Genomic DNA, 14939 nt, shown 5'->3' with positions numbered 1-14939 from the left:
CGGGTATGCCGATGCAGCGCGGGAAGCAGACCTGAAAAGGCGTGGTTACCGCCCCGCGATCCAACATCAAGGGCAGGCACGCAAGCCCTTGAGCGAGGCAGCAAAGCGCCGGAACCGTCGAATTGCCAAGGATCGGGTGTTCGGCGAGCACCCGTTTGCGCGCTTGGCTCAACAAGGCGGCAAGTTCGTACGCTGCATCGGCTTGGCGCGGGCAAAGGTGGTGATCGGGCTGAAGGTCGCCAGCCATAACGTGATGCGGCTGGCACGGCTACAGGAGCGGGCCATGGTGCCAGCGTGATCGGCTGAGGTAGCCCAGCGGCCACCTCAGCCTCCCAACCACCACGATCAGGCGCCGCTCTGGTGCCGTTGCGACAGATGCTACTCCTGGCTCCAGGTCGTGGCAGGTTGTTCGAGGCGCCCTCATGTCGCAGTCCGCTCCATGGGGATGTCCGGACCTTGTGCGTAGAATCGGCGCATGACCAGTGCAGCCGACAGCAGCGAATTGATCAAGGTGGTAGCGCTGCTCGGCGCGGCTGTGGTGGCGGTGCCGGTGTTTCGCAGGCTCGGCCTGGGTTCGGTGCTCGGCTATCTCGCCGCCGGCCTGGCGATCGGGCCGTTCGGCCTGGGCTGGTTCTCCGATCCGCAGGCGATCCTGCACGTCGCCGAATTGGGCGTGGTCATGTTCCTGTTCGTGATCGGCCTGGAAATGCGGCCCTCGCATCTGTGGAGCCTGCGCAAGCAGATCTTCGGCCTGGGTACTGCGCAGATCATCGTCTGCGCGAGCGTGCTGACCGGGGTCGGACTGGCCTTCGGCTTTCCATTGCCGGTGGCCTTCATCGCGGCCTCCGGCTTCGTGCTGACCTCCACCGCGGTGGTGATGCAGTTGCTCGGCGAGCGCGGCGACATCGCCTTGCCGGCGGGGCAGAAGATCGTCGCGATCCTGCTGTTCGAGGACCTGTTGATCGTGCCGCTGCTGGCGGTGGTGGCGTGGATGGCGCCGGTACCGGCGGACGCGTCTGCGCCGTCGCGCTGGATCGGCATCGGTATCGGCGCCGCGGCGATCGTCGGCCTGCTGGCGGCGGGGCGCTGGCTGCTCAACCCGCTGTTCCGGCTGCTGGCGGCGGCCAAGGCGCGTGAGGTGATGACCGCGGCCGCCCTGCTGGTGGTGCTGGGCGCGGCGCTGCTGATGCAGCTCGGCGGGCTGTCGATGGCAATGGGCGCGTTCCTGGCCGGCGTGCTGCTGTCCGAATCGACCTTCCGCCACCAGATCGAAGCCGACATCGAACCGTTCCGCGGCATCCTGCTGGGGCTGTTCTTCCTCGGTGTCGGCATGGCGCTGAACCTGGCGGTGGTGGCGGCCAACTGGACGCTGATCCTCAGCGGTGTGCTTGCCTTCATGGCCGCCAAGGCCGCGTGCATCTACCTGGTCGCGCGGCTCACCGGCAGCGGCCATGCGCAGGCGCTGGATCGCGGCGTGCTGATGGCGCAGGGCGGCGAGTTCGCCTTCGTGCTGTTTGCCGCCGCCAGCGGTGCCGGGGTCATCGACGCGCAGATCAATGCCAACCTGACCGCCATCGTGGTGCTGTCGATGGCGCTGACGCCGCTGTTCGTGCTGCTGTACCGGCGCTGGGCACCGGTGGAGGCGCCGTCGATGGAAGGCGTGGATGCAGCCGACGGCCTCAACGGCAGTGTGCTGATCATCGGTTTCGGCCGCTTCGGCCAGGTCGCCAGCCAGTCGCTGCTGGCGCGCGACGTGGACGTGACCATCATCGACAACGACATCGAGATGATCCAGAGCGCGGCCAAGTTCGGCTTCAAGATCTACTACGGCGACGGCACCCGCCTGGACGTGCTGCACGCTTCCGGTGCGCACAGCGCCCGTGCCATCGCGGTGTGCGTGGACAACCGCGAAGCGGCCAACCGCATCGTCGAACTGGCCACCACCGAGTTTCCGCAGGCCAAGCTGCTGGTGCGCTCCTACGACCGCGAGCACGCGCTGGAGCTGATCGCCGCTGGCGTGGATTACCACATCCGCGAGACCTTCGAATCGGCTGTGGAATTCGGCCAGGCCGCGCTGATCGAACTGGGCATGGAGGAGAGCGAGGCGCGTTCTATCGCCCGCGAGATCCGTCGCCGCGATGCCGAGCGGCTGGAACTGGAGATCGCCGCCGGCGACGTGCGTGCTGGCAGGGGCCTGATGTACGGCAACATCACTCCAGTGGTGCCGACCCCGACTCCGTTCACGCCGCCGCGGCGCGAGAGCCGCACGCTCAATCCGGAAGGCGTGCCGGTCGAGCCCGGCGAGCCGCGTCGCGGCGATTAGCCACGGCAAGGCAGCCTTGTGTGCGGTGCCCGTGTGGGAACCGATAGGGACTTGCGACGAGCCCGCCGGATGCACTGTGGGAGGGACTTCAGTCCCGACGCATTGCGCTTTCGGAAGCACACACCACTTCGCGCGTCGTGGCTGCATGACAGTCGACTCCCGGGTACCTTTCGAGTACCACGCCCGAGCGATGCCGCCTCAGCGCAGGAACGCCTGCAGCGCCCGCACGTAGCCCGGATCGTCGCTGATGTCGTTGTGGTCGGCCTGCGCGAAGGCGACCACGGTCGGGCTTTGCGGCAGGGCCCCGAGCAGGGCATCGGTGCTGGCCGGCGGCACCACCTGATCGCGGCCGGCGCGCAGAATCAGCAGTGGGCCGCCATAGGCGCGCAAGGCGCGCGCCGAGTCGTAGCGATCGCGCAGCAGCCAGCGCACCGGCGCCCACGGGTAGTGCGCCTGCGCCGCCGACACCAGGCTGTCGAACGGCGTCACCAGCACCAGCTGCGCCACCGCGCGCCGCGCCGCCAACTGGCTGGCCACGCCGCTGCCCAGGCTGCGCCCCAGCACCGCGATCTGTGCCTGTGGTTGCGCGGCGCGCACATGGTCGTACAGCGCCACGGCATCGCCCACCAGTGCGGTCTCGCTGGGCTTGCCGTCGCTGGCGCCGTAGCCACGGTAGGCGAGCAGGTAGAGGCTGTGGTCGGGCAGGGCGGCCTGCAACTGCGCGCGGGCGACACGCAGATCCTCGGCATTGCCGCCGAAGTACAGCAGCACCTTGTCGCGACCGGGATTGACCTGCCAGCCGCGCAGCTCCACGTCCGCGCCGCGACGCAGCGCGAAATCGGTCTGCGCCGGTGCCACCCGCGTGCCCTGCGGGAAATACAGCAGGTCGCGCTGGCCCAGGTAGAGCAAGGCACAGACCAGCACATAGGCCGCGGCGAGAATGGCCGCCGCGATCGCGGTGTAACGCAGCATCGCGCTAGCCGTGCTTGCGCTGCGCCTCGGCGAAGGCGGCCAGTTGCTCAGGTGTGGCCTCGGCCTGGTGCTGCGCCTTCCAGTCGGCGAACGGCATGCCGTAGACGCGCTCGCGCGCCTGCTCCTTGCTGAGGTCTTCGCCTTCGGCGGCCGCCGCCTCGCGATACCAGTCGGCCAGGCAGTTGCGACAGAACCCGGCCAGGATCATCAGGTCGATGTTCTGCACGTCAGGGCGGACCTGATTGAGGTGCTGCAGCAGGCGACGGAAGGCGGCGGCCTCGATGCGGGTGGTGTCGGTCATGGCGGAATCGGGGACAATGGACATCCCCCGACTCTACACCCGCCCGCCCCGATGACCGATTCCGCGCCCGTCTCCTCCGTCCCGGCCCGCATCCTCGACGGGCGGCGCATCGCCGAAGACCTGCTCGACGAGCTCAAGGCGCGGGTCGACGCGCGGCTGGCGGCCGGGCAACCGCGGCCCGGATTGGCGGTGGTGCTGGTGGGCGGCGATCCGGCCTCGGCGGTGTACGTGCGCAACAAGCGCCGCGCGGCCGAAAAGGTCGGCATCGAGGCGTTCGACTACGACCTGCCGGCGGGCACCAGCGAAGCCGAACTGCTGGCGCTGATCGACCGGCTCAATGCCGATCCCAAGATCCACGGCATCCTGGTGCAGTTGCCGCTGCCGGGCATCCCCGATGCCAGCCGGCTGATCCACCGCATCGATCCGCGCAAGGACGTGGACGGCTTCCATCCGGAGAACGTCGGCCACCTGGCGCTGCGCGAATTCGGCCTGCGCCCGTGCACGCCGCGCGGCATCGTCACCCTGCTGGCGCACACCGACCAGCCGGTGCGCGGGCGCAACGCCACCATCGTCGGCGTCAGCAACCATGTCGGCCGGCCGATGGCGCTGGAGCTGCTGATCGCCGGCTGCACGGTCAGCTGCTGCCACAAGTTCACCCCGCCGGAGGTGCTGCAGGCGCGGGTGCGCGACGCCGACATCCTGGTGGTGGCGGTGGGCCGGCCGGGGCTGATCCCGGGCGAGTGGGTCAAGCCCGGCGCGGTGGTGATCGACGTCGGCATCAACCGTCTGGACGACGGCCGCCTGGTCGGCGACGTCGGCTTCGACGCGGCGGCGCAGCGCGCCAGCTGGATCACGCCGGTGCCGGGCGGGGTCGGGCCGATGACCGTGGCCACGCTGATGCAGAACACGATCGAGGCCGCTGAGGCGGCTGGGAGTCGGGATTCGGGATTCGGGATTCGTTGAAGGCTGCGCGGGATTTGGGAATCGGGATTCGGGATTCGTTAAAGGCGGAGCAAAAGCGCATGCGCGGCCTTTCCGGTTTGCATGCGGGATCGGCAGTCCGTCGAGATCGCCCTGCTGAAAGAGAGGCAAACGGTCCGACCGCGCAGGGCGCCGCCTTGACGAATCCCCACTCCCGAATCCCCAATCCCCGCCCCAATGCGTTAAAATGCCGCGCTTCCCCATACTCGGGTCCGCCGATGCTGCGCATCCAGGCTGAAGCTCTCACCTACGACGACGTCTCGCTCGTCCCCGCCCATTCGACCGTCCTGCCCAAGGACGTCAGCCTGGAAACCCGGCTGACCCGCGACCTGCGCCTGAAACTGCCGATCCTCTCGGCCGCGATGGACACGGTCACCGAGCACCGCCTGGCGGTGGCCATGGCCCAGCTCGGCGGCATCGGCATCATCCACAAGAACCTGACCCCGGCGCAGCAGGCGGCCGAAGTGGCCAAGGTCAAGAAGTTCGAGGCCGGCGTCATCACCGAGCCGTTCACGGTCGGTCCGGAGACCACCATCGGCGAGGTGCTCAAACTCACCCGCGCCCGCAACATCTCCGGCGTGCCGGTGGTCGACGGCAGCGAACTGGTCGGCATCGTCACCAGCCGCGACATGCGCTTCGAGAAGAAGCTCGACGATCCGGTCCGCCACATCATGACCAAGAAGGATCGCCTGGTCACCGTGCGCGAAGGCGCCAGCGACGAGGAGGTGCTGCAGCTGCTGCACCGCCATCGCATCGAGAAGATCCTGGTGGTCAACGACGGCTTCGAGCTGCGCGGCCTGATCACGGTCAAGGACATCCAGAAGAAGACCGACAACCCCAACGCCGCCAAGGACGCCGCCACGCGGCTGCTGGTCGGCGCCGCGGTGGGCGTCGGCGGCGATACCGAACAGCGCATCGAACTGCTGGCCGCGGCCGGCGTGGACGTGGTCATCGTCGATACCGCGCACGGCCATTCGCAGGGCGTCATCGACCGCGTGGCCTGGGTCAAGAAGACCTACCCGCAGCTGCAGGTGATCGGCGGCAACATCGTCACCGGCGACGCCGCGCTGGCGCTGATGGACGCCGGCGCCGACGCGGTCAAGGTTGGCGTAGGCCCCGGCTCGATCTGCACCACGCGTGTGGTCGCCGGCGTCGGCGTGCCGCAGATCACCGCGATCGATATGGTCGCCGAGGCGCTGCAGGACCGCATCCCGCTGATCGCCGACGGCGGCATCCGCTACTCCGGCGACATCGGCAAGGCGCTGGTCGCCGGCGCCTCCACGGTGATGGTCGGCGGCCTGTTCGCCGGCACCGAGGAAGCGCCGGGCGAAGTCGAACTGTTCCAGGGCCGCAGCTACAAGAGCTACCGCGGCATGGGCAGCCTGGGCGCGATGGAGAAGGGCAGCAAGGACCGTTACTTCCAGGACGCCTCCGACGCCGACAAGCTGGTGCCGGAAGGCATCGAAGGCCGCGTGCCGTACCGCGGTCCACTCAGCGGCATCATCCACCAGTTGATCGGCGGCCTGCGCGCGACCATGGGTTACGTGGGCTGCGCCACCATCGAGGACATGCGCACCAAGCCCAAGTTCGTCACCATCACCGGTGCCGGCCAGCGCGAAAGCCACGTCCACGACGTGCAGATCACCAAGGAACCGCCGAACTACAGGATGGGCTGACGCCCATCCGGGAATGGGGAATCGGGAGTCGGGAATCGATGAACCAGCGTCTGCACCGCTTTGCCCACTCCCGATTCCCCGTTCCCGATTCCCGGCCCCAATGACCAACATCCATAGCGACAAGATCCTCATCCTCGATTTCGGTGCGCAGTACACGCAGTTGATCGCGCGGCGCATTCGCGAACTGGGCGTGTATTGCGAGATCTGGGCGTGGGACCACGATCCGGCCGAGATCGCCGGCTTCGGGGCGAAAGGCATCATCCTCTCCGGCGGCCCGGAATCGACCACGTTGCCGGGCGCGCCGGCCGCGCCGCAGGAAGTGTTCGACAGCGGCCTGCCGATCTTCGGCATCTGCTACGGCATGCAGACCCTCGCCGCGCAGCTCGGCGGCGCCACCGAAGCGGCGGACCAGCGCGAGTTCGGCCACGCCGAGGTCGAGGTGGTCGCTGCCGATGCGCTGTTCTCCGGGTTGACCGATCACGCAGGCGCCTCGCGTTTGAACGTGTGGATGAGCCACGGCGACCACGTCTCGCAGGTGCCGCCGGGCTTCACCATCACCGCCGTCACCGACCGCATCCCGGTCGCGGCCATGGCCAACGAGGCCAAGCGCTGGTACGGCGTGCAGTTCCATCCGGAAGTCACCCACACCCTGCAGGGCCAGACCCTGCTGCGCCGCTTCGTGGTCGACGTGTGCGGCTGCGCCACGCTGTGGACCGCGGCCAACATCATCGACGACCAGATCGCCCGCGTGCGCGCCCAGGTCGGCGACGACGAAGTGATCCTCGGCCTGTCCGGCGGTGTCGATTCGTCGGTGGTCGCCGCGCTGCTGCACAAGGCGATCGGCGACAAGCTGACCTGCGTGTTCGTCGACACCGGCCTGCTGCGCTGGCAGGAAGGCGATCAGGTGATGGCGATGTTCGCCGAGCACATGGGCGTCAAGGTGATCCGCGTCAACGCCGCCGACCGCTATTTCCAGGCGCTGGCCGGCGTCAGCGATCCGGAAGCCAAGCGCAAGATCATCGGCAACCTGTTCGTGGAGATCTTCGACGAAGAGTCGAACAAGCTCCGCAACGCCAAGTGGCTGGCGCAGGGCACCATCTACCCGGACGTGATCGAGTCGGCCGGCAGCAAGACCGGCAAGGCCCACGTCATCAAGAGCCACCACAACGTCGGTGGCCTGCCCGAGCACATGAAGCTGGGCCTGGTCGAGCCGCTGCGCGAACTGTTCAAGGACGAAGTGCGGCGCCTCGGCGTCGAACTCGGCCTGCCGCGCAGCATGGTCTACCGCCATCCGTTCCCCGGCCCCGGCCTGGGCGTGCGCATCCTCGGCGAAGTGAAGCGCGAGTACGCCGAACTGCTGGCCAAGGCCGACGCGATCTTCATCGACGAACTGCGCAAGGCCGACCTCTACGACAAGACCAGCCAGGCCTTCGCCGTGTTCCTGCCGGTGAAGTCGGTCGGCGTGGTCGGCGACGCCCGCGCCTACGAATGGGTGATCGCGCTGCGCGCGGTGGAGACCATCGACTTCATGACCGCGCACTGGGCGCACCTGCCGTACGACTTCCTCGGCACGGTGAGCAATCGCATCATCAACGAACTGCGCGGCGTGTCGCGGGTGGTGTACGACATCTCGGGGAAGCCGCCGGCGACGATCGAGTGGGAGTGAGGTGACCTCCTTCGTGGGCGGCGCTGGCTGATCGGCGCGCCCTGAAGCAGGCTTGGCATTTCGGTAGTGTTCCCGCTCGCCTTCCAGCATCGAGTCCAGCAGGTCGCTGTCCGTCAGCTTGGTACTGCGTAGCTCCAGCGCCTGATACGGCGTGTCTTTCTTCGAAGAACCTCCCGCACCGTCAGCCCGGATGCTGCGATCGGCTCCACAAGTCGCTTCCGGCTTGGAGGTGTCTTGAGGTATTCGACGACCTGTGGGTGTGCTCCCGCGTGGCGGATCAGAGCGAGGTGTTGCGCGAGGTGCCGCATTCCGGGTTGTGGCAGATCACGGCCTTCATGGCACGGTCTTTGCCGCCTGGGTGGCTTCGACCGCGCCTGCGGCCGCCGCCAGTGCAGCGGCGGTCTGCGTATCCTTGCGCTCGCTGTAGCGGTCGACCAGGTAGTCGCTGCGGCCGCGCACCAGATAGGTGAACTTCACCAGTTCCTCCATGACGTCCACCACGCGGTCGTAGTACGCCGATGGTCTCATGCGGCCATTGGCGTCGAACTCCTGCCAGGCCTTCGGGACCGACGACTGATTCGGGATGGTCACCATCCGCATCCAGCGCCCAAGCATGCGCAGCGCGTTGACCACGTTGAAGGATTGCGATCCGCCGCAAACCTGCATCACCGCGAGCGTGCGTCCCTGCGTCGGGCGGACGCTGCCTTCCTGCAGAGGCAGCCAGTCGATCTGGTTCTTGAAGACCGACGACACCGCGCCATGACGTTCGGGGCTCACCCAGACCTGGCCTTCCGACCACAGCGAAGCGGCGCGCAGTTCCTGCACCTTCGGATGGTCCGGGCCGACGGCATCGACCATGGGCAGGTCGTGCGGATCGAAGACGCGGGTTTCGGCGCCGAAGTAGTCCAGCAGCCGTTGCGCTTCCAGTGCCAGCTTTCGGCTGTAGGACTCCGGGCGCAGCGATCCATACAGGATCAGAATGCGCGGCTTGTGCTCGGCATCGCCGGCGGCCAGGCGCGCGCGATCCGCTGCGGGCGCAAGCGTTGCATCCAGATTGGGAAGGTCCATGATCGATTGCCTGGGTTCATTAATTCTATTATTCTAAAATAATGGAACATTTGACCGCAACCAAGGCCTTGTCGGCACTGGGCCACGAGACCCGTCTGGCCATCTTCCGGCTGCTCGTCCAGGCCGGACCGGCGGGCAAGCTGGCGGGCGAGATCGCCAGCGCGCTGACCCTGCCGGGGCCGACCCTGTCCTTCCACCTGAAGGAGCTGGCGGCTGTCGGGATGATCCGCGCCGAGCAACGGGGCAGGACGGTCTGCTATCGCGCCGAGTTCGACACGATGACGCGTCTGCTCGATTACCTGACCGAGAACTGCTGTGGCGGCGACGTGCGTTGCGGAGAGGGACGGACTTGCTGACGCTTTGCCATTCGATGCGGGATGGCTGCGACATGAGCGTGGGCACGGCTCATGCGGCGCCGACGGCGCATCACCAGGCTGCCGCCAACCGTCGTTTCGGTCTTCTGCACATATCGAGGTGATGTCATGGACGTCGTGATCAGCCTGGCGCAGTTCGATCCGCAGATGGAAGAACTGCTGCAGTCCTCGGGGTTGCCGACCTCCGACCTGATCGCCGATCACGCGTCGCGACAGTTCCTTGCCGCGCGTCGGGGTGGGTTGGTCGGCACGGTGGCTGTCGAATTCCATGGCGAACATGGCGTGCTGCGTTCGTTGTGCGTCGCGGAGGGGCATCGCGGTGATGGCCTCGGGCGTCGGCTGGTTCGGGAGGCAGAGCGCCTGGCTATGCAGCGTGAGGTGCTTGCCTTGTATCTGCTGACCACGACGGCGCAGGATGTGTTCGCCGCCATGGGCTACGTACAGTGCGACCGACGGCAGGTGCCGCCGCTGGTCGTGGCGTCGAGCCAGTTCGAACGCCTCTGTCCGTCCAGCGCCGTCTGCATGTCGAAGCTCCTGTGATCCAGGCGCTGCCTCTCATCAACAAAGGAAGCCGGTGACCGTGACAGCGACCATCGTTTCGGCCAGTCCCGTGCATGCCCAGCGCATCGCGGACATCTACAACCACTACATCGCCAACACGTGCGTCACGTTCGAACTGGATCCCGTGACGTCGGCCGACATGGCCAGGCGCATTGCAGACGTCCAGAGCGTCGGCCTTCCGTGGCTGGTGGCGCTGGTGGGCGACGAGGTTGCCGGGTATGCCTACGCCACACAATGGAGAGCGAGAAAGGCGTACCAGCGTTCGGTGGAATCCACGATCTACCTGGCTGATGGGCATCGGGGGCGAGGGCTGGGCGCTGTCCTGTATGGCGCGCTGCTGGAAACACTGCGACGGCTGGAGTTGCACGTGGTCATCGGCGGTGTCGCTCAACCGAACGATGCAAGTGCCCGGCTGCACCAGGCGCTGGGGTTCAAGAAGGTCGCGCACTTCGAGGAGGTCGGTTACAAGCTCGGCCGTTGGGTGGATGTCGTGTACTGGCAGTTGCTTCTTCCAGCCGCGCCCCACGAAAACGCGCTCTGACTAGCGACGCTGGTAGACGACGCCCTGAACCAAGACCTGATCTTGCTCCGGCGCCTCGTCGAAACGTCGATGCGCTTCGGCAATGGCGCGTTGATTCTCGTTCGCCCAATGGACCAGCGCCATGACCGGCTTCAATAGCGTGCGTCCAAGGTCGGTCAGTGCGTAATCCACGCGCGGAGGGATCGTCGGATACAGCGTCCGCGTGACCAGTCCATCGCATTCCAGTCCGCGCAGGGTCAGCGTCAGCATGCGCTGGGAAATGCCGTCGATGCCACGCTTCAATGCGTTGAAGCGCTGCGGGCCGTTCGCCAGCATGGCGACGATGTAGAGACTCCACTTGTCGCCGATGCGATCCAGGATCTGACGCGTCGCCAGACAGCCGCCCGCATCAGGTGCAGGGACGTCGACAGGTGGGTCGATGTGACCAGGTGACATCCGGTCACGCGTGTGCCGGCACGGCGCTGCGCTTGGGCGGCGCATCGCCAGGACACGCCTCCCAGCGCAACTCGCCGGTGTAGCGCGACGCCATGCGGCCCTGGTCGTCCAGCGCGAACAGATGCAGCCAGCGATTGTCGAACAGCGCGCGAACCTGCGGATGGCGTTCGAGGATGTCGGTGATCGCGTCGGTCGGTGCTTCGATCAGCACCGACAGCCGCAACGGTTCGTGGATCAGCCGTTCGCCGTCGTGGACCGACTGCCAGGGGAGTCCGCCGCGCAGCAGGCCGCCGTTGCCCTCAACCACGCCGATGCCACCGGTGACGTTGTGCAGCAGCTTGTTGCCTGCGCCGAAGACCTCGGGCGCGACGGTCGAGCCGTAGTACTGCAGGCTGATCCAGCTGGCGACCACCACCGGGGCGGTCAGGATCAATTCCAGCACGCCGAAACCTTTGTCGCGCCGCCAATCGTAGTCGTGCAGGAAGGCGCGTCCCGCCAGGTCGCGTCCGGTCGTGCGCGCACGCGGCGCGGCGATGAAAGCCTGGCAGCCGGCCAGGGCCCATTCCGGGCGCAGCTCGGCCCAGTCGCGGGCGCGATGCGCGATGTCCTGGCTGCGCTGCGCGCGCGGTAGGCGCAGTGCCCGCTCGCCGCGCGCCAGCGTGCCGGCGGCGTGCAGCCAACGCGTCGCCTGGTCGAGGTCGGCGGTATGCGCGGGCGAAGCATGGTCGGCGCTGTAGAGCGTGACCGCATCGGTCGTGGTGTCGTGCAGGGCGCCGACGAACAGCGTGTCGGCGGGAATGGCGATGCCGCGCTCGGCAAGCCCGGCGCGCACCTCGGGGTCGTTGAGCAGCGCGGCGAGCAGCCGCGCGTTCACTTCGCCCGAGTAGCCGCCGCAGGCGCCGCAGTGCAGGGCGCTGGCGTGCGGATTGTTGACCACGTTTGCCCCGTGGCCGGCGATCACGACAAGTCGAGCGAACCCGGTGGTGAGCGACATCGCGGTGAGGATGCGCGTGGCCATGGTCAGCCGCGTGTCGAGGTCGAGCGCCTCGGCCGGGCGCGGCGCGGGATCGTTCGGCGCCGCCTGCCGCGTCAGTCCCAAGCCATCGCGCAGCAGCTTGGCGACATAGATCGGGCCGGTGGCCTCGACGAAGGCAAACGAGGAAATGGCGGCCAGCTTGAAGCGTCCCCAGGCACGCTTCGCACGCGCCGCGATCCGCGCGGCGAGGTCCGCCTCGGCCACCGAGGCCGTCGCCGCTCCTGCGCAGGTGTGCACCGCTGGTGTCAGCAGCACCGGAAGGCGTGCCTCGACCACGTCCGAAGCGAAGCGCCGATGGCCGATGCCCAGCCCGAAGAAGCCGGCGAATCCGAGCGTCTGGATGCCGGCATCGAGGCTTTCCAGCGCGCGGCGGAACACTTCCGAGCGTACGTCGATGCAGAAGGCCATCTGCAACGTCATCCGGTCGGGGGCGACCGGGGCCGAGGCGGGCGCTGCAAGCACGCTGCCGAGCCGCCGCTGTGTGGCTCGTTCGGCCGCTTCCTGCAGGAGGCTGTCGACGACGTCGTCCGAAGTCGCCGCCACCGGCGTGGCGTAAGCGGCGACGGCGCTTCGCCACTGCGGCGCGATCTCCGCACCGAACTTGCCCAGCAGGGCGGCTTCCCAACTGATGCGGATGGCGAGCAGATCGGTCACGCAGGCATCGGTTCCGCCGCTCAACTCCGCTTGCCAGAGCCGATAGCGGGCGACCTGGCTCCAGCCGCCCAGCGTGGTCAGCAGACGGTGGAAATAGTTCTCCAGCGCGTCTGGCGCGAGGCCGAGGCGGGCGACGCCCTCGACGATCGCCTCTTCGGCAGTCGCTGGCGCGTCCGCCACCTGCTGTGCGAATCGGGTGAGTCCGGCGATTTCCGGCGTCAGATCGCGTGTCGCGACCAGCCGCCACGCGTTGTAGGCGCCGCCGGACTGCCCGGCGACCCACAGCGCCTGGCCCTGGTCGAAGTAGCTGGCGGCCCAGTGTCCGATGCGCTCTTCGACGATGCCCGGCCAGTCGACCAGCGACGCATCGCGTGCCAGATCGGCGACGGTCGGGATCGCCTGCGGGGCAGGGCGCGTGGCTTCGATGACGAGCTTCAGTGCGGACACGCTCGGCGGACGCAGCGCCGCCGGCGCGTTGTGCCAGGCCGCCTGCAGATCTTCTTCGGCGATCTCGCCGGACTGCAGTCGCTGCGCATACCAGGCGCGCGGCATGGTCACGGCGATGCCGGCGGCGCGCCGCAGCCGCGCCGCCGCGATCGGCAGCGGTTCGCCGGTCTGGCCGAGGAAGGGGTTGACCGCCACGCTCGAGGCGAGCGGCCAAAGCGGGGGAATGGCCCGCGCCGCACACGCGGCGGCGGCGATGATCAGCTCGTGAGACAAGGACGGTGCGTCGGTGGTGGTCATCAGCATGGCGGTGTCCTGGCGGTTAGGGAGTCACGAGGTCTTGCGGACGGACCAGCCGCCGAGCAGGCGATCGAGCGTGGCGTTGGCATACAGGCCATTGGCGAGATGCATGCGCAGTCCGGCGGCGGCCGGGTGCGTCGCCCACAGCGGGAACAGCGCCTGCGCCACCGCCACCAGGCCGAAGCTCAGCACCGCCAGCGCCATCAGCGTCCACTCCAGCCGACCCGGCGCCGGCGTCGCTGGCAGCACCCCGGTGGTCAGCCATTCGGCTGCGGTCTGCAGCGCGAAGTAGCCGACCGCGGCCGCGCTGGCGTAGAGCACGGTTTTTCGGGTGAGCGGACGGGGTGCGGCATCGGCCAGACCCTGGGCCAGCAGATAGGCGACGCCGAAGATCAGGATGGCGCCCAGGGCTAGCGCCTGCGGCGACTTGTGCTCGAAGCCGAAGGCGAACCCGAAGGCGGCGCCGATCCCGACATAGATCGCCAGCGCGATCAGGAAGGCGCGGCACACCGCCGCCCCATTGGGCACGGCGACCGGCCCAGGCCGGCGAATGGACGCCACCTGCTCGACGGCGCCGCCGGAGGCCAGGAAGGCATGGGCCTTGTAGAGGGAGTGCGCGACGATGTGCAGCAGCGCCAGCGGGAACAGCGCCAGCCCGCACTGCAGAATCATGAAGCCCATCTGCGCGACCGTGGACCAGGCCAGCGAGGTCTTGATCGCGGGTTGGGTCAGCATCACCAGCGCGCCGAACAGCGCGGTGAACCCGCCCAGCATGGCCAGCACGGCGAGCACGCCGGGGGCCGCCAGCATCAGGTCGGCAAAACGGATCAGCAGGAAGCCGCCGCCGTTGACCACGCCGGCATGCAGCAGCGCCGACACCGGTGTGGGCGCCTCCATCATCTCGGTGAGCCAGCCGTGGGTCGGGAACTGCGCCGATTTCAGCACCGCGGCCAGCGCAAGCAGGGCGGCGGCCGCGGTCAGCGACCAGTCGTGCTGGCCGCTGCGGGCCAGGGTGTTGATCGTGGCGATGTCGGTGGTGCCCAGGCTGTTCCAGACCAGCGCGGCCGCACTCACCAGGGCGATGGCGCCGATGCTGGAGAACAGGCGCTTCTTGCGCGCGGCGCGTTGCGCGGCCACACGCTGGGGATAGAACAGCAGCAAACGATTGAGCGCGATGCTGGTGGCGATCCAGGCCAGCACGACCTGGACCAGGTTGCCGGCCTGCACGAGTAGCAGCACCGCGGCGAGCGCGACGCAAAGCCAGCCGGTGAAATAGCCCTGCCGCGCTTCGCCATCCAGATAGGTGCGGGTGTAGCGCACCACGATCCAGCCGACGAAGGCGACCAGCAGCAGCATCGTGGTGCTCACCGCATCGAGCCGGACCGACAGGCCGATGCCGCTCCATCCGATAAATGCGCTGCCGTCAGCGCCGCGGGCGATCAGCAGCGCCAGCGAGGCGATGGCGACGAGCAGTGCGCCGAGCGCGGCACGTTCGGCGAAGGCGGGGAGGAAGCGGGGGCGTCGGCCGCTGCGGACAAAGCCGAACACGGCCGCGACCAGCAGCAGGAGTGGGGCAGAGAGCGGCAGCAGATAGAGCGACAAGGCAA

General features: G+C 68.1%; 13 protein-coding genes and 1 pseudogene. 8 read left to right on the top strand and 6 right to left on the bottom strand.

From position 1 onward, the window contains the following. Together CEK68_RS05265 and CEK68_RS05260 are read left to right on the top strand one after the other, a co-directional pair. Positions 1-298: pseudogene (locus tag CEK68_RS05265) on the top strand (IS5/IS1182 family transposase); the annotation flags it as partial. 177 nt (positions 299-475) lie between these two features. Next, complete coding sequence (locus CEK68_RS05260) at positions 476-2323, top strand: monovalent cation:proton antiporter-2 (CPA2) family protein (RefSeq protein ID WP_152238750.1); 1848 nt, start codon at positions 476-478, stop codon at positions 2321-2323. A 198-nt stretch (positions 2324-2521) separates the two neighbouring features. Here CEK68_RS05260 and CEK68_RS05255 read toward each other — a convergent pair whose 3' ends face one another. Both CEK68_RS05255 and CEK68_RS05250 read right to left on the bottom strand, forming a co-directional pair. Then, positions 2522-3295 carry an alpha/beta fold hydrolase gene (locus CEK68_RS05255; protein WP_152238749.1) on the bottom strand — a complete coding sequence of 258 codons (774 nt, stop codon included), beginning with the start codon at positions 3293-3295 and terminating at the stop codon, positions 2522-2524. A 4-nt stretch (positions 3296-3299) separates the two neighbouring features. Further along, entirely contained in the window at positions 3300-3596 is a 297-nt protein-coding gene (locus CEK68_RS05250) for a DUF1244 domain-containing protein (protein ID WP_043092094.1), read from the bottom strand. A 51-nt stretch (positions 3597-3647) separates the two neighbouring features. Between CEK68_RS05250 and folD the strand changes: the two genes are divergently transcribed. From folD to guaA, 3 genes are all read left to right on the top strand, one after another. Beyond that, entirely contained in the window at positions 3648-4559 is a 912-nt protein-coding gene (gene folD, locus CEK68_RS05245) for a bifunctional methylenetetrahydrofolate dehydrogenase/methenyltetrahydrofolate cyclohydrolase FolD (RefSeq protein WP_017913744.1), read from the top strand. Positions 4560-4795: 236 nt separating this feature from the next. Beyond that, on the top strand, positions 4796-6253 hold the full coding sequence (gene guaB, locus CEK68_RS05240) for an IMP dehydrogenase (protein WP_017917282.1): 1458 nt from the start codon (positions 4796-4798) through the stop codon (positions 6251-6253). 100 nt (positions 6254-6353) lie between these two features. Further along, positions 6354-7919 carry a glutamine-hydrolyzing GMP synthase gene (guaA, locus tag CEK68_RS05235; protein ID WP_010342916.1) on the top strand — a complete coding sequence of 522 codons (1566 nt, stop codon included), beginning with the start codon at positions 6354-6356 and terminating at the stop codon, positions 7917-7919. A 333-nt stretch (positions 7920-8252) separates the two neighbouring features. On the opposite strand, the gene arsH is transcribed toward guaA, so the two are convergent. After that, the gene (arsH, locus tag CEK68_RS05230) at positions 8253-8987 is read right to left on the bottom strand and encodes an arsenical resistance protein ArsH (protein ID WP_152238748.1); all 735 of its coding nucleotides are present in this window, start codon (positions 8985-8987) and stop codon (positions 8253-8255) included. Between the two features lie 41 nt (positions 8988-9028). On the opposite strand from arsH, the gene CEK68_RS05225 reads away from it, so the two are divergent. The 3 genes from CEK68_RS05225 (at position 9029) to CEK68_RS05215 (ending at position 10463) form a co-directional block, all read left to right on the top strand. Further along, positions 9029-9343: a metalloregulator ArsR/SmtB family transcription factor gene (locus tag CEK68_RS05225; protein ID WP_148828992.1), complete on the top strand. Its 315-nt coding sequence runs from the start codon at positions 9029-9031 to the stop codon at positions 9341-9343. Positions 9344-9469: 126 nt separating this feature from the next. Further along, the gene (arsN2, locus tag CEK68_RS05220) at positions 9470-9901 is read left to right on the top strand and encodes an arsenic resistance N-acetyltransferase ArsN2 (protein WP_152238747.1); all 432 of its coding nucleotides are present in this window, start codon (positions 9470-9472) and stop codon (positions 9899-9901) included. Between the two features lie 40 nt (positions 9902-9941). Continuing rightward, positions 9942-10463, top strand: a complete 522-nt coding sequence (locus tag CEK68_RS05215; RefSeq protein ID WP_148828994.1) for an arsinothricin resistance N-acetyltransferase ArsN1 family B — start codon at positions 9942-9944, stop codon at positions 10461-10463. Here CEK68_RS05215 and CEK68_RS05210 read toward each other — a convergent pair whose 3' ends face one another. The 3 genes from CEK68_RS05210 to CEK68_RS05200 are packed head-to-tail and all read right to left on the bottom strand — an operon-like array spanning position 10464 to position 14934. After that, the gene (locus CEK68_RS05210) at positions 10464-10898 is read right to left on the bottom strand and encodes a helix-turn-helix domain-containing protein (protein WP_152238746.1); all 435 of its coding nucleotides are present in this window, start codon (positions 10896-10898) and stop codon (positions 10464-10466) included. Between the two features lie 4 nt (positions 10899-10902). Further along, the gene (locus CEK68_RS05205; protein ID WP_152238745.1) at positions 10903-13338 is read right to left on the bottom strand and encodes a DUF2309 domain-containing protein; all 2436 of its coding nucleotides are present in this window, start codon (positions 13336-13338) and stop codon (positions 10903-10905) included. 24 nt (positions 13339-13362) lie between these two features. Continuing rightward, complete coding sequence (locus CEK68_RS05200; protein WP_152238744.1) at positions 13363-14934, bottom strand: proton-conducting transporter membrane subunit; 1572 nt, start codon at positions 14932-14934, stop codon at positions 13363-13365. Between the last annotated feature and the right edge of the window lie 5 nt (positions 14935-14939).

It is taken from the genome of Xanthomonas sp. LMG 12461, from assembly GCF_009192935.1.
In the GTDB taxonomy this organism is placed as follows: Bacteria; Pseudomonadota; Gammaproteobacteria; order Xanthomonadales; family Xanthomonadaceae; genus Xanthomonas_A; species Xanthomonas_A sontii.
Note: the sequence above shows the minus strand (reverse complement) of the source record. Positions and strands in the feature narration are given on the sequence as shown.